This window comes from Alteromonas pelagimontana (assembly GCF_002499975.2).
GTDB classification, from domain to species: Bacteria; Pseudomonadota; Gammaproteobacteria; order Enterobacterales; family Alteromonadaceae; genus Alteromonas; species Alteromonas pelagimontana.
Genome location: NZ_CP052766.1, coordinates 3,168,993 through 3,190,255, shown reverse-complemented (window position 1 = coordinate 3,190,255; position 21,263 = coordinate 3,168,993). Strand labels below are relative to the sequence as shown.

Here is a 21,263-nt window from a genome sequence, read left to right as displayed (position 1 = left end):
GAGTATCCACTGACAACTTGAAATTTGTCATATTGCCTTCATATTATTGCGTTAGGGTAAAACCATCGTAGTTTTACGATCAGGCAAACACCGCAAGACCTGACTAAAAATTAAAAAGACAGGAGGGTGGATGAAAAGAAACCATTTTATAAGAAGAACCCATACATTGAAAAACAACAATCGTCGAAGAATGATGTTTAAGCGTGCCCACCAAAGAGTGCTGCAACGTCGTAGGCTTTTTATCAGTAGTGACATGTTCTCTCAAATTGCCACTAAGGCTACCTGATTTTACTTCCCACTTTGCCTGGACGCTTTTATCTCCTTTCGCCTGCGCCTGAAAAATGCAGAAATCATTCCGCCGCATGTGTCTGCTAATACTCCCCCCTGGACATCAATCTGATGATTAAGCTGGGGATGTTGCAGAAGTTGCATGACTGAACCTGCCGCCCCGGTTTTAAGATCATAAGCGCCAAAAACCACACGTTTCACCCGTGCATGCACCAATAAACCAGCGCACATTGAACAAGGTTCCAGTGTGACATATAAGGTAGCATCGACCACGCGATAATTTTCTATTTCTCTTGCTGCTGCTCGAAGTGCTCGCATTTCGGCATGAGCCGAGGGGTCGTGTTCAGTGATGGACGCGTTCCACCCTTCACCAACAACGGAATTGTCAATAACGACCACCGCCCCCACAGGCACTTCCCCAAGTGCCTCAGCGCGGGCTGCCAGTGTAAGAGCATGACGCATCCATTTTTCATCAATGTAGTGGTTTTCTTCATTCATTGGCGAATTTTACTATCTTATTAGCGAATGTGGCGACGATCGGCTGCCGTATATTGTTGTTATAGTATAAGCTACTGAAAGATAAGTAAATTTAATTATGGCAAAGCGCTTGCAACATTTGTCATAAGCATTATCTGACGGACATAGTAAATCGTCACAATTGATGAAGAAAAATTTACTATTTCGCATTACACTTTAATCATTACATCGCGTGAGGGAATCCACATGAATTTAACTGCTATTGCTATTATTGCGATTATTGCCTGGGCTGTTGTTTCCATTGTTGAAACGACAAAAGACAAAAAGAAAAAACAACAAGAAAGCAAAAATTCGGGCGAACTTCAAAATCAAATCGCTCAGTTAAAAGAGCGCATCGAAGTTCTGGAAAAAATTGTAACTGATGAAAATTATGACCTGAAAAAGCAGTTTAGCAATCTGGATAAAGACAAAGTCGCTTAGGATGAGCTTTCAAGGCCGAGTGATAAATAAAATGTAAACTGCTGCTGTAACGCTATCTGCTGGATAACTTAGCTTCCGCCTTCCAGTAGATAGCGTTCTGCCCGCTCTACTCTTCTGGGTTTACCTGCAATGATTAATACATCACCTTGGTGCAAATAAGTGGTGGCGTCGGGACTGGTAATTTCTTTACCATTTCGACGAAGTCCCCGTAGCGTAATCCGCATTTTATCTAAATCGAGATCTTCCAGACGTTTACCCAGGCAAAATGCGGATTGATTGAGCACAACTGCATGTATGAACTCAAGTTTATCTTCTGTCCCGTAGCTGATTTGAGTAGTTTCTCCGGGATAGAAACCATGAAGGTGATCATAACGTCCTTTACGTTCCGCTCTTATCCGCTTTAATATTCGTGACATCGGCACACCAGCACCATGTAACACTTGTGAAATCAGCATTAAGCTTCCTTCCTGAATTTCGGGAACCACCTGCGAGGCCCCCGCCGCATAAAGGCTTTCGAGTTGATAATCGCGTTTTGTTCGTACCATTACTTCTATGGTATCCGCTAGCTGTCTAGCGGCATGAATCACCTGCGTCGCTTTAGCCGGCTGATCGAAAGTCACTAACACCAGTTTCGCAGTTATTACGCTGGCACCTTCAAGAATATCTTTTTGACTCGCGTCGCCAAATATTATTGGCTCTCCCGCATTACGGCTTTCGTGTACCCGAATCGGGTCGATATCAATAGCGATAAAAGCAACTCCCTCCATTTTTAACATTCGGGCGACAGATTGCCCTACTCGTCCAAACCCGGCGATAACAACATGATCCTGAGAACTTTCCGCTGCTCTGGAGTTCAGCTGTACGGAGGCTGGAACCGCTGGCAGCCCGACTATTTTTTGCGCCAAAGGTAAACTCTTTTCAATTAGCCAGGGCGTAAATGCCATACTTATCACCCCCATGGCAATGATAATAGACGATTGTTCCGGTGTTATTACTTCCTGAGCTTTAGCCAGAGCGGCAATCACAAAACTGAACTCGCCGATTTGACAAAGCTTAATACCGGCCGACCAGGCGTCTGTGGCATCACACCGAATAACCCATGCGGCAACGCGTATTAAAAGTACCTTTATCACCATTAAAAAAAGCACGCCAAACGCTATCCAGCCACCAGTTTGCATCAATACTGCAAGATCCAGCTGCATTCCCACCGTAACAAAGAACAGCCCCATAAGAATATCTCTGAACGGACGAATATCGGCTTCTAGCTGGTACTTGTACTGACTCTCTCCTAACATCATACCTGCCAGAAAGGCGCCTAGGGCCATGGATAATCCAAACACGTAAGTGAGTCCTCCTGCCAGTAGAGCAATCAAAATGGTAGTGAGAACAAACAATTCGTCGGTACGGGTTTTGGCAACTTCTGTAAATACCCACGGTAACACCCACTTTCCCACCGACAGCAGCAATGCGACAACAAATATTCCCTTGACCAGGGCCTGGATCAGCATAGTCGATAAACTTACACTTTGAGGATCAGAAAGAAGCGGGATAACGATGAGAAATGGCACCACTGCCAAATCCTGAAATAACAAGATACTTATTGCCAGTTGCGAGCGTCGGTTGTTTAACACCCCCATTTCTGTCACTTGTTTGATAACGATAGCAGTTGAGCTCAAGGCTATCATTCCTCCTATCACTACGGCAGTGGTCAGTCGTAAATTGAAGATAAATATGGCAATGAGACCAAAGACCAGCGTACACAGAATCATCTGGCTCAACCCAACCCCAAAAACGAGACTGCGCATAGCAAGGAGTTTCGGCAGAGAAAATTCTAAACCAAGAGAGAACAATAAAAACACAATACCAATCTCTGCAAGCAGATGCATATCTTCAATATGAGCGAAGAGAGACATGACTTCTGGCCCAGCAAGCAAACCCGCGAAAAGATAAGCAAGAATGGGAGGTAAGTGTAATCGTTTGAAAATAGCGACACTTAGCACTGCTAAGAGCATCAAAATGATAACTTGACCAAAGCCACTTTGTAGCATTCGCGCCCCTTAGAAAGATAATCACAGCCTTAGGCATAATACTTGCACCATGCCTAAATATTAACGCTGAGCGGTAAAATTATTGATGGTTAATGTCAATCTTACCCGGTCACCCTATAACACCTATAAAAATGGTCCAGCAAGGAGCCATAAAATGGACTTCTCTACACCTCTTTACGATAGCACAGTACAAGAGAATTACTTTTTATCAGGCTCTTCTGATCCTATTATGTCAACACAGCAAATGAATACCTTCATGAATCAAATGTTGTCTACTATCGATGTAGCCACATTGGGTTCAGTTTATTACCATCAGCTAAGACAACATCTGCCGATAGTCCAGCTGAGTTTGTCTGACTTTGACAGCCGATTAATGTATGGCACTGCTGGTCAGTATTCTCCCATTTCTGTCGAATTAGACCTGCCGATGTGCAGAGTTAGCGATAACTCTCATGGCAAAAATGTCCATTATGTATTTAGCAGCGATCCGAGTCGGCAACAGCGAAAATTGTTGGCAGAGCTACATTTATTGTTTAGTCAGCAGCTTAACCACGCGCTTGAATTCGAAAGGATGAAGCAAATGGCAACAAAAGATTCACTGACGGGTTTGGGCAATCGAAACGGCTTTAACGAAGCTTGCGAGCGCAAAATGAGCCGTGCCATGCGTTATGGACACAGCTTTGCGCTTCTGGTTATTGACTTAGACAACTTCAAATCAATTAATGATTCACTCGGCCATCAGGAAGGTGACAGCGTTTTAATAGCGGTTTCTGAAGAAATCAATCAAGCTCTGCGTGGTGCTGATGAAGCGTTTAGATTTGGCGGCGATGAGTTTTGTTGTCTTCTTGATTGTAAGACTGCCACACAACTAAGTTTGGTGGCTAGCCGCTTGCAGGACAGTATCAGTCAATCTGCCTATTTAAGTAAGCGAAGAATTTCCTGCAGTATTGGCGGTGCGATTTATCGTGAAGGTGATGATATCAGCACGCTATTCGATCGCGCTGACTCTGCCCTTTATAAGGTAAAGAAAACTGGCAAAAACGATTATCGCGCCGCGTGATTCTCCTTTGCAGGACAATTGCCATTGGCAGGCGGCAAATTTCCGCCGCTCATAAAACTAATATAGCTTTACTACAATTCCTTTCGGGCTGCTATATAGCATCTTGACTGTGTCTTTTAGTATAACGGCTACCGGCTGAGATTCTTTAAATAAAATAGGTACATTCTTTCGCTCCCAAGGGGGTACGTGCCAACTCTTCAGCCACGTCTTCAGCGGCTTACTTACATCACTCCCTTCAGGCCGAATGATAATCGAGGGTAAACCTGCAATTAGCGTACAACCGCCAGAGCCGGTAAGCTCAAAAGTTACGGGCCACCAGCTTAAACTAAGCGGAGTATTCTCATTAACTATGACCTCAGTCTCTGGCGCTGGGAGTAAGGGCGTTACAATTTTTAGGTTGCCCTGAAATCGTCTGATTTGATATTGATCTAGCTGCACAAGCGGCTGGCGATCCTGATTTGCCGTAAGCATATTGACTATCTGGTCAAGCACCGCGCTCGACGGCAACTTTAAACCTGACTCTTCCAACCACGTACGAAGTAGCTGCTTTTGCCAATGATAGCTAAACTGATTCAGCCGAGTTACGTCCAATGCACCGGTGGTAGTGCGCAACGTTGCTAACCTCTCAGTGATTACCTCTTGTAGTAGAAAAGACTGCTCCTGACATAATCTTGCGCTTCGGCTTGCCGTAGTAGCGAATTGCGGCCACCGTTGCTGCAACACCGGCAATATTTGCTGACGTAGAAAATTACGATCAAACCGGGTGTCTTTATTAGAATCATCTTCCACCCAGTTTAGATTATTGTCCGTTGCGTATTTGTGAATCTCGCTTTGGGAGATGTTGAGCATTGGCCGCAGCAACAGCACGTTATCCCGCCAATGAGACTCTGCCATGCCTGATAAACCCTTTGGTCCAGCCCCTCTTTTCAACTGCAACAGTAAAGTTTCAAGCTGATCATCTTCGTGTTGCCCGAGCAACAATGCTGCGTTTTTCTCCTGGCAAAACGCCATTAGCGCCGCGTAACGTTGATCTCGCGCTTCGGCTTCCAAGCTTTGCCGTGGGCGCGGCTTTACTTCCACCGTGGCTGAAGCAAAAGGGACGTTCAACGTTTGACAAAAAGTGGCGCAATGGCTCTGCCACAACATCGCATTTTTATTCAAACCATGATTAACATGAAAAGCAAATAAAGGAGGAAGATCCAGATCTTGAGCGATTTGCTTTACGCAATGAAGAAGTACAGTAGAGTCAACGCCGCCGCTGTAGGCAATCACCAGAGCATCGGAAGAATGCTCTGGTGATTGGCGTAGAAGCCGGGTCAGACTTGCTTTAAGAGTAAGTAATGCGCTAGACACCAAAATTCCTAAGCAGGCTGACCCGCATCTGAGATTAGCAGTACCCGAACGACATCAGCCGTTCGTAGCGTTCTGCCATTAGCGTATCCACATCCAGAGTTTGCAACTGGCTTAATTGCTGCTTCAGTGTCGCCTTAAGATTTGCGGCCATGCTGTCATGATCACGATGAGCACCACCTAAAGGCTCCTCTACAATTGCGTTAATTAAACCCAGCTGTTTAATTTGCGTTGCACTGACTCCCATCGCTTCTGCGGCCAAAGGCGCTTTTTCTGCGCTTTTCCATAGAATGGAAGCACAACCTTCTGGCGAGATAACCGAATACGTAGAATACTGCAACATATTCACACGATCACCGACTCCAATTGCTAACGCACCGCCTGAGCCGCCTTCGCCAATAACCGTACAAATAATCGGAACGCGAAGCTCTGCCATTTCAAATAAATTGCGAGCGATGGCTTCACTCTGACCACGTTCTTCCGCACCCACGCCAGGATAAGCTCCGGGAGTGTCAATCAAGGTGATGATTGGCAAATTGAAACGTTCAGCCATTTTCATCAAGCGAAGCGCTTTACGATAACCTTCTGGTTTAGGCATCCCAAAGTTACGTTTAATCTTCTCGTGAGTATCTCGCCCTTTTTGATGGCCAATCAACATAATAGGCTGCTCATCCAGCATTGCCAAGCCGCCAACAATCGCTTTGTCATCGGCAAAAGCGCGATCACCTGCCAACTCGTCGAAATCAGTGAAGGCACGGCCAATGTAATCGTTAGTGTACGGTCGCATTGGGTGTCGAGCCAACTGCGAAATCTGCCATGCACCTAAGTCGGAAAATATTTTTTTGGTCAAATCCACGCTTTTGCCCTGCAAACGCGTAATTTCTTCTTCGATGCCTACATCAAAATCGCCGCCGTGATTAACCAGCCTTAGTTCTTCAATTTTTGCTTCTAGTTCGGCTATTGGTTCTTCAAAATTCAGAAACTGTATACTCATTATGTGTCCTATCTCTACTACCCTCTACCCCGGCCGCTCAATGAAAACATAGCTCGACAGCTTTTTCTCCCAGACATTGCTTCAAATCGTGCAGCAATTGATCTTCAGGGGTAACGTACCACTGTGCACCACAAGCCAGAATTGCCTCTGCATCAGGGTGAACAACATGCAATTGAACCGGGCAACTTCCTCCTTTAAAGGTTTGCAAAATTGCCTGAAGCGATGTCATGGTATTGTTTTCCCATCGCTGTGTATCAAGATGCAATGCGAGTGCCCTGGCATTTTTCTCTCGTGCCTGCACAATGTCCATTGCATCACGGGCGGTGATTGTATTGCCGCCAGAGAAATCATCAAAGCTGACCTGTCCCTTTATCAATAGAATACGGTCAGATTCAAGAATACTTTCAAATTGTTCGTACATTTCAGGAAAAAACCTGACGTCCATGCGCGCGCTCTTGTCATCCAAGGTAACAATTGCCCAGCGACGACCTCTTTTGTTTGTCATCACCCGTACCCCTAATACCAAACCGACCGCGGTCGCCATCTGATCTTTGCCCGTTGGGCGTAAATCCACCAATCGGCCATCAGTATAATGACGAAGCTCTTCGGCGTACTGGTTAATAGGATGCCCGGTTAAATACAGACCCAGCGTTTCCTTTTCTCCATCAAGCCATACTTTTTCAGGCCAGTTAGGCACATCAGCAAACGCTTGTTTAACCTGTTCGGGCTCTGTCGTTAACAGACCAAACATATCCGATTGTCCAAAGGATTCAGCTTTGGCATGTTGCCCCGCAGCGGCTATCGCTTCGGGCAACGACGCCATAATGGCAGCTCGATGCGGCCCCAGGTTATCCATGGCCCCGGCTAACACAAGCTTTTCCAGCACCCGCTTGTTAACACGTTTGACATCCACTTTAGCACAAAAATCAAACAAGTCAGAAAAAGCGCCATGGGTCTCGCGCGCTGCAATGATAGCATCAATAGGGCCTTCGCCTACGCCTTTAATTGCTCCAATCCCGTAAACAATGCGACCTTGCTGATCCACTGTAAATTTATATCGGCCGGCATTTAAATCTGGCGGCAGTATTTGCAAACCCATTCGGTTACATTCATCCACCAGCGTTACGATTTTGTCGGTATTATCCATATCTGCCGACATTACGGCGGCCATAAACTCGGCGGGATAATGCACTTTCAACCATAGCGTCTGGTAAGACACCAATGCATACGCGGCTGAATGCGACTTGTTAAATCCGTATCCGGCGAATTTTTCCACCAAGTCGAAAATTTTCATTGCCAAGTCGGGGTCAATGTTATTCTCTTTGGCGCCATCTTGGAAAACAGCTCTCTGCTTCGCCATTTCCTCGGGCTTTTTCTTACCCATAGCCCGGCGCAGCATGTCCGCGCCGCCAAGTGAATATCCGGACATCTCCTGAGCAATCTGCATCACCTGTTCCTGATACAAAATAATGCCGTAGGTGGGCTCAAGGATTGGCTGTAAACACTCGTGTTGATATTCGATATCAGGATAAGAAATCGCTTCACGACCATGTTTCCGATCGATAAAGTTATCGACCATGCCGGATTGCAAGGGGCCTGGGCGAAACAATGCAACCAAAGCAATGATATCTTCGAAACAGTCTGGCTTAAGGCGCTTTATCAGCTCCTTCATTCCGCGGGATTCCAGCTGGAATACCGCAGTGGTCTCAGCATTTTGCAAGGTTCGAAAACTGCGAGGATCTTCCAATGGAATAGCAGAAATATCAATGTTTTTGCCTTGGCCTTCGGCAATCATATCCAGCGCCCACTGAATAATGGTAAGCGTGCGCAGGCCAAGAAAGTCAAATTTTACCAACCCAGCGGTTTCGACATCGTTTTTATCGAACTGCGTTACCGGATTGTTGCCTTCATCATCACAATATAAAGGAGCAAAATCAGTAATCGTGGTAGGGGCAATGACCACTCCACCGGCATGTTTACCCGCATTTCGCGTCACACCTTCCAGAATGCGCGCCATATCAATGAGGTCTTTGACCTCTTCGTCGTAGTCGTAAAGCTCGGGCAAACGTGGCTCAACTTCAAACGCTTTCGCTAAGGTCATGCCAGGATCAGAAGGAATTAGTTTGGAGATTCTATCTACAAAGCCGTAAGGATGACCGAGAACGCGCCCCACGTCCCGCACAACAGCTTTTGCTGCCATGGTGCCAAAAGTGATGATCTGCGACACCGCCTGACGTCCGTAGAGATCAGCTACGTGATCGATGACCTCGTCGCGGCGATCCATACAAAAATCCACATCAAAGTCAGGCATTGATACCCGCTCTGGGTTTAGAAACCGTTCGAAAAGCAGATCAAATTCCAACGGATCCAAATCGGTGATTTTAAGCGCATACGCCACTAAAGAACCCGCACCAGAACCGCGACCAGGTCCGACAGGAATACCGTTATCTTTGCTCCACTGGATAAATTCCATGACAATAAGAAAGTAACCGGGGAAACCCATCTGGTTAATTACGCCCAGTTCGATATCCAGCCGTTCATCGTAAGGGGAGCGTTTTTCTGCGCGCTCCTGCTCGTCCGGAAATAAAAACTGAAGCCTTTCTTCAAGACCTTCTTTAGAACGCGCAATAAGGAAATCTTCAGTGGTCATACCGCCTGTTGGAAATTGCGGTAAAAAGTACTCGTGCAGACGAACAGTGACGTTGCAGCGCTTTGCAATTTCTACAGTATTTTCGATGGCTTCAGGAATGTCGCTAAACAACGCATTCATTTCGTCAGCGCTGCGCAAGTACTGTTGCTCGCTGTAGCGTTTTGGCCTTCTTGGGTCGGCTAAGGTGAAGCCATCATGAATGGCAACGCGAATTTCATGCGCTTCAAAACCTTCTTTACTGATGAAACACACTTCGTTAGTGGCAACAACAGGCAGGTTTTGTTTTTCGGCAAGCTCCACCGCCCGGTGAAGGTAATCTTCTTCTCCTGCGCGACCACTGCGGATAAGCTCAAGATAGAAACGATCAGCAAAATGTTGTTGATAAAAAGAAAGCGAATTTTCTAAAAATTTGGGATTATTCTTCGTAAGGGCAATGCCAACATCGCCGTGCTGAGCGCCGGAGAGTATCATCACACCTTCTGAATGTTCAGCAAGCCATACTTGGTCGATAACTACCCGATGAGCCACGTGCCCGCGCAGATAAGCTTTGGACATAAGTACAGTGATGTTCTTATATCCTTCGTTATTCATAGCCAGCAACGTCAGCCGAAAGGGCTCAGACCCCATGTCTTCGCTCTGAACCCAAAAATCCGCGCCGATAATAGGTTTTATCCCGCGGTTGTGCGCCTCAGAGTAAAATTTGACTAAACCGCACATATTCATCTGATCGGTAATAGCCACCGCAGGCATAGATAAAGAGGCAACTTTATCCAAAATGGGTTTGACCTTGTTCAGGCCATCCATCATGGAATAGTCACTGTGAACACGAAGATGAATGAACGGCGACGACATGTTGATCTACTCTTTAATTGCGTGTTGCGCGATTACGGCCTGAACAGGCTTAAAGCTTTTTCGATAACACGGTAGCACACCATGTTCAGCAATCGCAGCAAAATGTGCTTTGGTAGGATAACCTTTATGACCCGCAAAACCGTAATAGGGATACGCTTCATGCAGCACAAACATATCGTTATCCCGCTCAACTTTGGCCAATATCGAAGCAGCGGAAATTTCCGCATGAAGGCTGTCTCCTTTTACCACAGCTTCTCCGGGATATGACCACACAGGTAAGCGATTGCCATCGACCCTTACCCATGAAGGAGTAACGGCTAGCCCTTCCACCGCCCGGCTCATCGCGAGCATAGTAGCGTGTAGAATATTTAATTTATCTATCTCGTCTGGAGTGGCGCGACCAATTGCCCACGCAATTGCAGTTTCCTTAATTTGCACCGCCAGTAACTCACGCTTTTTCGCCGATAGTTTTTTCGAATCAGTAAGCCCGAGGATGGTTTTTCGCGGATCCAGAATTACCGCTGCGGTCACCACGTCTCCTACCAGCGGACCGCGTCCCACTTCATCTACGCCTGCAATCCACTCATTCATTTATCGCCTCCAATACCGCTTGAGCAGACTTCTTGTCGGCATCTAAGCGCAGCGCTTGATGGAGTTGCGTGAAAGTCTCAATCAATGGTGAATTGTCCGAAGTAAAAAAAGGCAGCAAATGTTCGCACAACGTCTGCGGATTTACATCATCCTGAAGCAATTCCGGAACAATCGCCTCACCTGCAAGTAAATTCGGCAAAGCAAAAAAAGGGGCTTTATATAAATACTGCATAATTTTATATGTGGTAGGGGAAAGTTTGTATGCCGCTACCATAGGTCGCTTGCAGAGCATTGCTTCGAGCGTTGCTGTACCTGAAGCCAGTAAAATAACATCACTCGCTATCATGGCTTCTCGAGACATACCATGGGTAAGCAAGTAATCGCTGGGGCTTAGCCACTGCTGTTCATCATTGCCCAGATATTCCCCAATCGTGTTAAAGCGATATTTATTGGCCGCAGGAATGACAAAAAAACAGTCTGGAATAGAAGCTTTGACGCGTTTCATTGTTTCTACAAAGACAGGCAGAAGAGACTTTAATTCACCACCTCGACTACCGGGAAGAACCGCGAGGATTGGCCTGTCGTTATTAATACCTAGTTGTGTTCTGGCTTCGCCTTGATCTGGCTTGATGGCAATGGCATCTGCCATGGTATGGCCAACAAAAGTATACGGCACCTGATATTTGTCATATACCGCTTGTTCAAACGGAAAAAGACCCAGAACTCTGTTGGTAGCTCTGGCAATTTTATGAATACGATTTTCTCGCCATGCCCATATGGTGGGACTAACGTAGTGAACAGTTTTAATTCCCCTGCGTTTTAATTCCCTTTCCACCCGTAAATTAAAATCAGGTGCATCAATACCGACAAAAACATCAGGCGGATTCGCAGCAAAATGGGCCAGTAGTTGCTTTTTCACTTTCAAGATAGCAGGTAGATGAGATAATACTTCCACCAGCCCCATAACGGACAAGGTTTCCATGTCGAACAACGAGCGAAAGCCGGCGGCTTGCATATTGTCACCGCCGATACCTTCAATAATGGCATCGGGGTGACGTCTTTTAAGCTCGGCTATCATTCCCGCGGCAAGCACATCTCCTGATGGCTCGCCCGCAACAATAGCTATACGTAATGGTTTGTCAGCCATTGATTAGCGGATAATGCCGCGATCGGCTGCCTTCAAGAAAGTAACCAATGCAGCTACTTCAGCGTGAGATCGGGTGGCATCTTGCAGACTGGCGATAGCTTCCTCAACCGTGTTCCCTTCTCGATAAATCACGCGATAAGCCCGCTTAATAGCCATAATGGCTTCTTTGCTGAAGCCTCTGCGACGCAAGCCTTCGGAATTAATTCCCGCAGCAACATGCTTTTGTCCACTTACCATTACGTAAGGTGGCACGTCTTTTACCACGATAGCACCAGCACCGACAAAGGCATGGTCGCCGACTTTGCCGAACTGCTGGATAGCGGCACCTCCGCCGAAAATGACATAGTTTCCAAGATGTACATGCCCAGCTAATGATACGTTATTCGCAAGAACGATGTCATCACCTAACACACAATCGTGTGCGACGTGGGCGTTTATCATCAGCAAATTACGGGAACCGACGCGAGTGATCCCTTGATCCTGTGATGTTCCGCGGTGAACTGAAGCGCTTTCTCGGAAAATATTGTCATCACCAATTACCAGTTCTGTACGCTCCCCCGCGTATTTTTTATCCTGGCAGTCTTCACCAATAGAACAAAACTGGAAGAAACGATTATTTTTTCCTATCCGGCTTGGGCCTTTAATAACCACATGTGATTCCAACACACAGCCGTCGCCAAGTTCCACTTCATCACCCACATAGCAGTAAGGGCCAATCTTTACATCTTTGCCGATTGTTGCTTTTTCAGAAATTACGGCAGTTGAATGGATCACGTTATACTATCTCTCTGATTGCACACATGAATTCAGCGCTACAGACTTCATCGCCGGCAACACTGGCTGTGCCTTTAAACTTCCAGATCCCTCTTCTCTCTTTCAACAGGCTGACGTCAAATTCCAATTTGTCACCCGGTACCACAGGACGCTTAAACCGGGCACAGTCAATACCGGCATATAAGTATAGCTTATCGCTACTGCCCATAGTTTTAAAACCCAGCACACCCGCTGCTTGCGCCATCGCTTCCAGAATTAATACGCCAGGGAAAATAGGACGGCCGGGAAAGTGACCAGTGAAGCACGGCTCGTTCATGGTAATATTTTTATATGCCTTGATTGATTCACCAAGAACATAATCCGTAACCCGGTCAACCAGAAGAAACGGATATCGATGAGGAAGTAGTTCAAGAATTTCCTGGATATCGATAGTATTGAGTGAGTTGGCCAAAAAGTGTCTCCTATGCCAAAACTTACTCCGAAGGGGGTCCCGCCGGAGTAGCATGCCGTTAATATATCAGAACGGCCGCAACCATACGCTTTTAAGTGTAAAAAACAAATCAGACCAACACTTTTCAGGGTTAGTCTGTTAGCTTGTGCGTATTTTCTGCGCAAGGGGATGCCGCATTAGCGGCAAACGCCCTACTTACTTAATCTTTTTTACCTGCTCAAGCACTTGCTCAGAGAGATCATTTTCATCTTTAGCATAAGACACTGCACCTGCATTCAGAATAAGATCATAACCCTGCTTAGCAGCCACTGAATCTATCGCTTGCTTGATTAAACCTAACAGCTTGTTACGTTCTTCATTGCTACGACGTTGAATATTCTGTTGTAAAGGCTGGCCTTTTTCAGCGAGCTTCTCTCTTACATCCAGAATTTTTTGTTGTAGTTCTTTCTTTTCCTGTTCATTCATCGTAGCAGCATCACGTTGAAGACGCTCTGCAAAAAACTGACCATCTTTTTGCAGCTGGTTTACTTCATCAATCTGCTCTTTAAATTCCATCTGGATGTTGTTGGAAATCTCAGCGGCCTGAGGCATAGCCTGAAACACGCCTTGAACATCTACTATGCCGATTTTTTGTTCAGCCATGACCGATGTACTTAATAGCGCACTACCTAACATTGCGGTTGCAAAGATATGTTTTACCAACTGTTTCAAAAGGAACTCCTTTTTAATTTTTATTTTCGGCTTGTTGCCGAGTTATCATTAGAATGTTTGCCCGATATTGAAGGTGAAGAATTTTGCATCGTCTCCTTCACGCTCTTTTATCGCCCTTGAGAAGCTGAACACCATTGGGCCCATTGGTGATATCCATTGTACAGAAATACCAGCGGAACTACGATACAACTTCCAGTCTGAATAGTCTAACAATCCGTCTCCATCTGCACTATTGATCCGAAGGTCTTTATATTTATCGTAATTAAACTCTGTATCCCATACGTTCCCTACGTCGAGAAAGAGACTTGTACGTACCGTGTTATCCATTTCTACATCAACGAATGGTGTAGGTACTATTAACTCTACTCCACCAAGAGCCATTGCATTACCGCCTTGACTCCGTTGGTAGACGTTCAATACATCAGTGGAAGGATCACCTGGATAACTTTCTCCATTGGGTCCAGTCAAGGAAACACTGGGTATGCGCTGTATTCCACGCGGTCCCACACTATTGTTTTCAAATCCTCGCAGCGTATCGGCTCCACCTGCGGTAAAGTTTTCGGTAAACGGCAGAATTTGTTCATTACCATTGATGTCACCATAGCCATTACCATACCCCAACCTTAATCTCGCTAGTACAGACCAGCGTTGGTTCCGCGACAGGGGAAAATAAAACTTGGAATCTAATACCGATTTAAAGTAGTTAACATCGGAATTAGGGGTAGTAATACTAAAGGATGCACGTTGTGAAGACCCCGCAGTGGGGAACAACCCGCGGTTTAATGTGCTTCTACTCCAGCTAATACTTGCTAAATAGCTTTCGTAATCAATTGGAGATTCCGGATCATTGTTGCGGAACTGATTGTAGAAAGCCTCGGTTTGCTCATAATACCCTGTATTGTAGAGTTCAACATTCGCATACGTCAGTCCAAAGTTAATTCGGTTAAACTCATTGATGGGGTAGCCGATGTTGGCCCCGACCGACCACCGCTTCGAGTTATACTGAATAACGTTGAAATCGGAACCATCAAATTCACTGTAACCTAGAGTTCCGCCTAAGCTAATGCCGTCTATGGTGAAATAAGGATCATTATAGGTTATCTGAGCTGACCGCTGGTAAGAAACAGTACTCAGGTTTAAACCTAGCTGCTTGCCTGTACCTAAAAAGTTATTCTGCTGAATGCCAGCCTGTAAACTCAGTTTAGTTCTATCGCCATAGCCTATGCCGGCGTTAAATGAACCTGAAGGCTGCTCTTTAACGTTAAAGTTTACATCAACTACATCGTCTTCACCCGGGATGCGAATCGTTTCGAATTCAACATTTTCCATATAAGTGAGGCGCGACATCTGGTTTTTTGAAGATTCCAGCAGACCGTTGGAAAGCCATGTCCCTTCCATCTGTACGACGTTATGGCGCAACACATTATCCGAAGTCACAGAGTTGCCGTTAAAGTTAATTCGGCGAACGTTGATACGTTTTCCGGGATCAACAGACAAGGTTAACTTAACGGTTTTATCTTCGTCGTTGATTTCAGGAACTGTAGTCACAGTCGGATAGGCGTAGCCGAAGCGGCCGAGATACTTACTGATAAACTCTTCGGTGTAGGTGACTTCAGCCTGGTTGTACAACTCGCCTGGCGTTAAAGGTAAAACTTTTTCGATGTATTCTTCATGCCCTAATACATCACCTACCAGTTCAACACCAGATATAGTGTACTGCTCACCTTCCGCCACGTTCATTGCGATGTAAATACCATCTTTCTCTGGCGTCATCGACACCTGTGTAGAATTCACATTGAACCGTAGATAGCCACGATCCAGATAATGATTCCGCAGGGTTTCCATATCGCCTTGAAGAGTTTGCTGCTGATATCGGGTTTCAGACAAAAAATCCCACCACGGGGTGTCAAACTGAAGCTCAAGATCCTTCATCAATTCTTCATCAGTGAAAATCTTGTTTCCAACTATATTAATTTGTTTGATTTCAGCAGCATCGCCTTCTTCAAACAGCAATTTTAAATCCACCCGGTTACGCGGCAGTGGCGTAACAATAGCAGTTACATCAGCGTTATATTTACCAATGCTGTAGAAGAAGTCTTTCAAACCGTTCTCAATGGATGTTAAGACGGTTTTATCCAATGGCTCACCTATTCTTACGCCATTGCCATCCAGACTTTCCTGCAACTGCTCATCTTTAATGTCGTCGTTACCCTCATAGATAATGTTACTGATGGTTGGGCGTTCTGCAACGCGCACCACCAGAGTATTACCGTCTCGAAGGATGGATACTCGCTCAAAATGAGTGGATGAGTATAAGGAGCGGATAGCTTGCGTTATCCGAAACGGATTTAGTTCATCACCCACCTGAATCGGCAAATAAGTCAACGCTGCACCTAATGCAACACGTTGTAATCCTTCTACTCGAATATCTTCTACGACAAATTCGCTTTCTGATGTCGCAGCATTGGCAAAGCTAGCACTGGATAACATGACTCCGGCTGCTACTAACTGTCTTAACTTCATCTATTCTTTTATTCCTGGCCGCGTTTGCTGTTAGCTCTAGTTAATGGTTAGCGCTACGCACTTAAGCGATGCGGCTAATATCGTTAAAGATGGCAATACTCATTATCGTTAGAAGCAACATGCCACCTATTCTGAAACCCCATTCCTGTACCGCTTCTGATACTGGTTTGCCCGTAAGCCATTCAATTGTAAAATACAGTAAATGACCACCATCCAGCATCGGTATGGGCAACAAATTGATAATGCCTAAGCTGACACTAATCAACGCAAGAAAATTCAAAAAATAAACCAATCCATATCCGGCGCTAATTCCCGCACCTTGAGCAATGGAGATAGGTCCACTCAAATTGTTTATCGAAACATCACCGGTCACCAGCTTACCAAGCATATCTACGCTCAGCACCATCAGACGCCATGTTTTACTCACCGAATGGGTGATCGCCTCTACCAGCCCGTATTGATGGTTAAAAACGTAGCCATCAGGCCATGGCTCTGACAATGGACTTACGCCTAAAAATCCGCTCTGCCCTTCGGGAGTATCGCGGCGGGCGATGGTGGCATTAATGACCTGCTCTTGTCCATCCCGTAGAATGGATATTTCTACCGTTTCGCCGGGTAGTTCTACAATCTGGTCGACAAATTGCTGCCAATTATCGACAGGTTTACCGTTTAATTCTTGCAATTCATCCTTTGCTTTTAACCCCGCCTGCTCTGCCGGACTGCCTTTACTGACCAATCCGAGTGTTAACGTAGGGGCGGGTCGAAAAGGTATTATTCCTACGCTGTCTAAAGCAGACTGCTTTTCAGGATCAAAGTTCCAGCCGGTCAATGGTAATACCTGGTGTTTGGTTAATCCTTCACCATTCTTTACACTTATATTGATTTGTTCATGGCCAATGGAAGCTACCAACTCCATATTTACCGCTTCCCAGTCGACAGTCCTTTGCTCACCAATTTGAATAATTTCGTCGCCAACATTCAGCCCTCCTTTCGCGGCGTAACTATCGGCTGCGATATCTCCAATAACGGGCTTAACCGTGTTTTGGCCGATAAGAAACATGATTACCAGCGCAAGAATGGCGAAAAGAAAATTCACTCCAGGACCAGCGGCAATAATAGCCATCCGTTTACCCACGGATTTGTTATTAAACGCTTTGTGTTTCAGTTCCGCTGGTACGCTGTCGACACGCTCATCCAGCATGCGTACATAACCCCCTAGCGGAATTGCGGCAATCGCAAATTCAGTGCCTTTGCTGTCAGTGCGGCGCCAGAAAGGTTTACCAAACCCGATCGAGAACCGCTCTACGTGAACACCGCATATACGAGCGACAATAAAATGCCCCCATTCATGCACTGCCACTAAAATACCCAGGGCAACAATGAAGGCACCCAAACTCCATAAAAAAGTTAACACTACGACAAGCCTCTAATTACACCGGTGGCTGTTTCTCTTGCCAGCCTATCCTGCTCAAGAATCTGTTGGAGTGACGTAACTTGTTTAGGTTCCAACGTGTTTAAAGTTTCTGCGTTCACTTCAGCGATTTTTGTAAAGCTAATTCGCCCTTCAAGAAAAGCCTGTACAGCAATTTCATTTGCTGCATTAAGACGGGTGGTTGCCGCCTGTCCTTCTTTACAAGCATCAATAGCTAGCTTCAAATTTGGATAACGCTCATAACAAGGAGTGGTAAAAGTCAGGTCGTGTAAAGTCGCAAAATCCAGTGGAGCAACGCCTGAATCAATCCGCTCAGGAAATGCCAGGCCAAAAGCGATAGGTGTCCGCATATCAGGATTGCCCAGTTGCGCAATCACCGAACCATCAACATACTGAACCATGGAATGAATCGTGCTCTCGGGATGCAACACTACCGTTATCTTATCGGCTGCGACGCCAAATAACCAATGGGCTTCGATAAACTCCAGCCCCTTGTTCATCATGGTGGCTGAATCTACTGTGATTTTTCGTCCCATGCTCCAGTTAGGATGCGCACAGGCTTCATCAACGGTAATATCAGGAAATGATACTAGCTCACGCGTTCGAAAAGGGCCACCAGAGCCTGTGAGCAGGATTTGCTGAATCCCAGAGCGTTCCAGTTCGCCATAGCAAAAATCTCTGGGCAGACACTGAAATATCGCATTATGTTCGCTATCGATAGGAAGAATTGTTGCCTTAGATTGTTTAACAGCGTCCATAAATAACGCACCGGACATTACCAGCGCCTCTTTATTAGCAAGCAATACCCTTTTACCAGCGCGCACTGCAGCAAGAGTGGGAAGCAAGCCCGCTGCGCCTACGATCGCCGCCATTACAATATCGACCTCAGGCGCGTTGGCAACGTCTTCTAAAGCTCTGGAACCACAAAGCAATTCTGCTTCTACAGCATATTCTTTGGCAAGCTTTTTTGCTTCGTTATACTGGGTGTCATCGGCTATAACTACGTAACGGGGCGCACAAGCTTTGGCTTGTTGCATTAACACTGCAATCTGAGTGTGACCGGTGATGGCAAACACTCGATAACGATCAGGATGACGATTAATTACATCCAGCGTATTGCAACCAATGGAGCCTGTGGCTCCTAGAATTGTGACAGTTTGCATCATGCCATCCACGTAACATAGCAAAAAGCGAATACGGGGAAGGCAGCCGTTAGGCTATCAATACGATCGAGTACGCCACCGTGCCCAGGCAATAATTTACCGCTATCTTTAATTCCTGCGCAGCGCTTAAGCATACTTTCGTTTAAGTCGCCTAATGCAGAAACGCCTACAGTAATTCCACCGATTACCAGATGTAACCAAATGCGTGATGGTGCAACCTGATAGTGAAGCGCAGCAAAGGCGATAATAGCTAAAGATGCAGCAACGCCGCCTAGTAACCCTTCTAAGGTTTTACCGGGAGAAACATTGGGGCGCAACTTATGGCGGCCAAATTTCACGCCCACGAAGAAAGCGCCGATGTCGGCGGCCCAGACTATTCCGAGTACATAGAAAATAAGGGACGAGCCGTAGAGAGGATCAATATCATGTAAGCTTGTGCGTAAGCTGATTACCGCTACCCATGTGGGAATTAGTGTTAGCACACCAAAGAGACCTCGGATGGATCTACTGTTTCGCCATTTGAGCGAGTACCGGGGATAAGCAATGATCATTGCAAGAGAGACTAACCACCATAACACGGCTATCCCAAGAATAGCATGGTACAACGGGTGAAGCTGGCCTTGATACCAGATCATCTCGACTTCAACAAGCATCGATAAGAGTATGCAGGCGACAAAAATTGCCACCATAAACGCAGCTTTGTTAGGTCTGCCGACAATACCCGACATATTCGCCCATTCGTAGGCACCTAATGCTACAACGCCAGCAATGGCAATTTCGAACCACCATATTGGCAAAAATAAAACTGCTATCAACGCCAGAGGCGCCAGCACTAATGCTGTTATTATCCGTTGTTTTAGCATAATCGGCTTCCGGCTCCTGTTTACAGGGTCCGCCCTGTGCCACGGCGCATGATCAGCTTCCTGAGATGCTGATTTGTTCGCCGGTTAAGCCAAACCGGCGTTGGCGCATATTGAAATCATCCACAGCCAGTTGAAAAACTTCTTCATCAAAATCTGGCCATAGTACTTCCGTGAAGTAGAGCTCAGCGTAAGCGCATTGCCATAACAGAAAATTACTGATTCTGCGTTCTCCACCGGTACGAATAAGTAAATCTAATTCAGGAAGTCCGGCTGTCGAAATCTGCGTATCAAGCTGCTCTTCGTTAATATCGCTCACAGCGATTTCGCCGTTTTGTACTTTCGCCGCTAAATGCCTAGCTGCATTTACAATATCCCAGCGGCCTCCATAGTTGGCAGCAATATTGAGTACAAGCTCAGAATTATCTTCAGTCATGGCTTCGGCTTTACGAATTTTTGCCTTCAGTTTATCGTCAAATGCTGACACATCACCAATTACCTTCAGCCGCACGCCGTTTTTATGAAGTCGCTTTGCTTCGCTATTTAGCACCAGGTTAAATAGCTCCATCAGTACACTGACTTCTTCCTCCGGCCGTTTCCAGTTTTCGCTGCTAAAGGCAAAAAGCGTAAGCGAACGTATACCTGTTTTTCGCGCAAATCTTACTACTGCCCGAACCGATTCGACTCCTGCCTTGTGCCCAAAGGTGCGAATTTTTCCCTTTTTCTGTGCCCAGCGTCCGTTGCCATCCATGATGATGGCAACATGCTGCGGGCCGGGTGATGAGACTTCGACCGCTGCCGTCGGGGTTTCTGCGCTAGACCGCTTTCCTAACATGACTGGTATTATACTTCCATTAACTCTTTTTCTTTATCCGCCAACATCACATCAATCTTTTTAATAAAATCATTGGTTAATGTCTGAATATTTTCTTCACCTGCGCGATTCTCATCTTCGCTGATTTCCTTCTCCTTCAGCAATTCTTTGAGATCGCTGTTTGCATCGCGACGAATATTGCGGATTGCCACTCGCCCTTGCTCTGCTTCATTGCGAACAACACGGATCAAATCTTTACGACGCTCTTCCGTAAGTGGTGGTAGAGGAATACGGATTGCCGCACCAGCACTCATCGGGTTTAAACCCAGATCGGACTGCATAATGGCTTTTTCTACCGCTTGGATAGCGCTTTTATCAAATACAGTCAAAGCAAGTGTACGGCTGTCTTCTGCCACCACATTAGCGACTTGTTTAAGCGGGGTATTAGTGCCGTAATACGAAACCATGATCCCATCAAGAAGACTGGGATGAGCACGACCTGTGCGAATTTTACTCAACTGACTTTTCAGTGCGCTGATGCTTTTTTCCATACGCTCACGCGCATCTATTTCAATCTCATCAATCACAATAATTATCC

Annotated in this window: 18 protein-coding genes; 2 read left to right on the top strand and 16 right to left on the bottom strand. The window is 46.0% G+C overall.

Translation table 11 applies throughout. The annotated features are described in order from the left end of the window. Nucleotides 1-288: 288 nt before the first annotated feature. Nucleotides 289-786 (bottom strand): tRNA adenosine(34) deaminase TadA, encoded by a 498-nt coding sequence (gene tadA / locus CA267_RS13985; RefSeq protein ID WP_075610640.1) that lies wholly within the window; start codon nt 784-786, stop codon nt 289-291. A gap of 225 nt (nt 787-1,011) precedes the next feature. Here tadA and CA267_RS13980 point away from each other — a divergent pair, with 225 nt between their 5' ends. Continuing rightward, nucleotides 1,012-1,245: a hypothetical protein gene (locus CA267_RS13980; protein ID WP_075610641.1), complete on the top strand. Its 234-nt coding sequence runs from the start codon at nt 1,012-1,014 to the stop codon at nt 1,243-1,245. A gap of 68 nt (nt 1,246-1,313) precedes the next feature. Here the strand turns inward: CA267_RS13980 and CA267_RS13975 are convergent, their stop codons facing one another. Beyond that, nucleotides 1,314-3,293: a monovalent cation:proton antiporter family protein gene (locus tag CA267_RS13975; protein WP_075610642.1), complete on the bottom strand. Its 1,980-nt coding sequence runs from the start codon at nt 3,291-3,293 to the stop codon at nt 1,314-1,316. A 154-nt stretch (nt 3,294-3,447) separates the two neighbouring features. Between CA267_RS13975 and CA267_RS13970 the strand changes: the two genes are divergently transcribed. Further along, nucleotides 3,448-4,353 carry a GGDEF domain-containing protein gene (locus tag CA267_RS13970; protein WP_075610643.1) on the top strand — a complete coding sequence of 302 codons (906 nt, stop codon included), beginning with the start codon at nt 3,448-3,450 and terminating at the stop codon, nt 4,351-4,353. Nucleotides 4,354-4,410: 57 nt separating this feature from the next. Here the strand turns inward: CA267_RS13970 and tilS are convergent, their stop codons facing one another. From tilS to frr, 14 genes are all read right to left on the bottom strand, one after another. Next, nucleotides 4,411-5,706 (bottom strand): tRNA lysidine(34) synthetase TilS, encoded by a 1,296-nt coding sequence (gene tilS / locus CA267_RS13965; RefSeq protein ID WP_139316274.1) that lies wholly within the window; start codon nt 5,704-5,706, stop codon nt 4,411-4,413. Nucleotides 5,707-5,740: 34 nt separating this feature from the next. Beyond that, the gene (gene accA, locus CA267_RS13960; RefSeq protein ID WP_075610645.1) at nt 5,741-6,697 is read right to left on the bottom strand and encodes an acetyl-CoA carboxylase carboxyl transferase subunit alpha; all 957 of its coding nucleotides are present in this window, start codon (nt 6,695-6,697) and stop codon (nt 5,741-5,743) included. 37 nt (nt 6,698-6,734) lie between these two features. Further along, on the bottom strand, nt 6,735-10,199 hold the full coding sequence (gene dnaE / locus CA267_RS13955; protein WP_075610646.1) for a DNA polymerase III subunit alpha: 3,465 nt from the start codon (nt 10,197-10,199) through the stop codon (nt 6,735-6,737). Between the two features lie 6 nt (nt 10,200-10,205). Next, on the bottom strand, nt 10,206-10,790 hold the full coding sequence (gene rnhB / locus CA267_RS13950) for a ribonuclease HII (protein WP_075610647.1): 585 nt from the start codon (nt 10,788-10,790) through the stop codon (nt 10,206-10,208). Continuing rightward, nucleotides 10,783-11,937 (bottom strand): lipid-A-disaccharide synthase, encoded by a 1,155-nt coding sequence (gene lpxB, locus CA267_RS13945; protein WP_075610648.1) that lies wholly within the window; start codon nt 11,935-11,937, stop codon nt 10,783-10,785. Before lpxB ends, rnhB begins: the two co-directional genes overlap by 8 nt. Before the next feature lie 3 nt (nt 11,938-11,940). Then, on the bottom strand, nt 11,941-12,711 hold the full coding sequence (lpxA, locus tag CA267_RS13940; protein WP_075610649.1) for an acyl-ACP--UDP-N-acetylglucosamine O-acyltransferase: 771 nt from the start codon (nt 12,709-12,711) through the stop codon (nt 11,941-11,943). 1 nt (nt 12,712) lies between these two features. Next, nucleotides 12,713-13,162 carry a 3-hydroxyacyl-ACP dehydratase FabZ gene (fabZ, locus tag CA267_RS13935; RefSeq protein WP_075610650.1) on the bottom strand — a complete coding sequence of 150 codons (450 nt, stop codon included), beginning with the start codon at nt 13,160-13,162 and terminating at the stop codon, nt 12,713-12,715. Nucleotides 13,163-13,357: 195 nt separating this feature from the next. Next, nucleotides 13,358-13,873, bottom strand: a complete 516-nt coding sequence (locus CA267_RS13930) for an OmpH family outer membrane protein (RefSeq protein ID WP_075610651.1) — start codon at nt 13,871-13,873, stop codon at nt 13,358-13,360. Between the two features lie 48 nt (nt 13,874-13,921). After that, on the bottom strand, nt 13,922-16,396 hold the full coding sequence (gene bamA / locus CA267_RS13925; protein ID WP_075610652.1) for an outer membrane protein assembly factor BamA: 2,475 nt from the start codon (nt 16,394-16,396) through the stop codon (nt 13,922-13,924). A gap of 61 nt (nt 16,397-16,457) precedes the next feature. Next, the gene (gene rseP, locus CA267_RS13920; protein ID WP_075610653.1) at nt 16,458-17,810 is read right to left on the bottom strand and encodes a sigma E protease regulator RseP; all 1,353 of its coding nucleotides are present in this window, start codon (nt 17,808-17,810) and stop codon (nt 16,458-16,460) included. Continuing rightward, nucleotides 17,810-18,991, bottom strand: a complete 1,182-nt coding sequence (gene ispC / locus CA267_RS13915) for a 1-deoxy-D-xylulose-5-phosphate reductoisomerase (protein ID WP_075610654.1) — start codon at nt 18,989-18,991, stop codon at nt 17,810-17,812. Before ispC ends, rseP begins: the two co-directional genes overlap by 1 nt. Continuing rightward, nucleotides 18,991-19,854: a phosphatidate cytidylyltransferase gene (locus CA267_RS13910; RefSeq protein WP_075610655.1), complete on the bottom strand. Its 864-nt coding sequence runs from the start codon at nt 19,852-19,854 to the stop codon at nt 18,991-18,993. The genes ispC and CA267_RS13910 overlap by 1 nt, the downstream gene beginning before the upstream one ends. A gap of 52 nt (nt 19,855-19,906) precedes the next feature. Then, complete coding sequence (gene uppS / locus CA267_RS13905) at nt 19,907-20,686, bottom strand: polyprenyl diphosphate synthase (protein ID WP_075610656.1); 780 nt, start codon at nt 20,684-20,686, stop codon at nt 19,907-19,909. Nucleotides 20,687-20,694: 8 nt separating this feature from the next. Then, nucleotides 20,695-21,252 (bottom strand): ribosome recycling factor, encoded by a 558-nt coding sequence (gene frr / locus CA267_RS13900; RefSeq protein WP_075610657.1) that lies wholly within the window; start codon nt 21,250-21,252, stop codon nt 20,695-20,697. Nucleotides 21,253-21,263 lie beyond the last annotated feature (11 nt).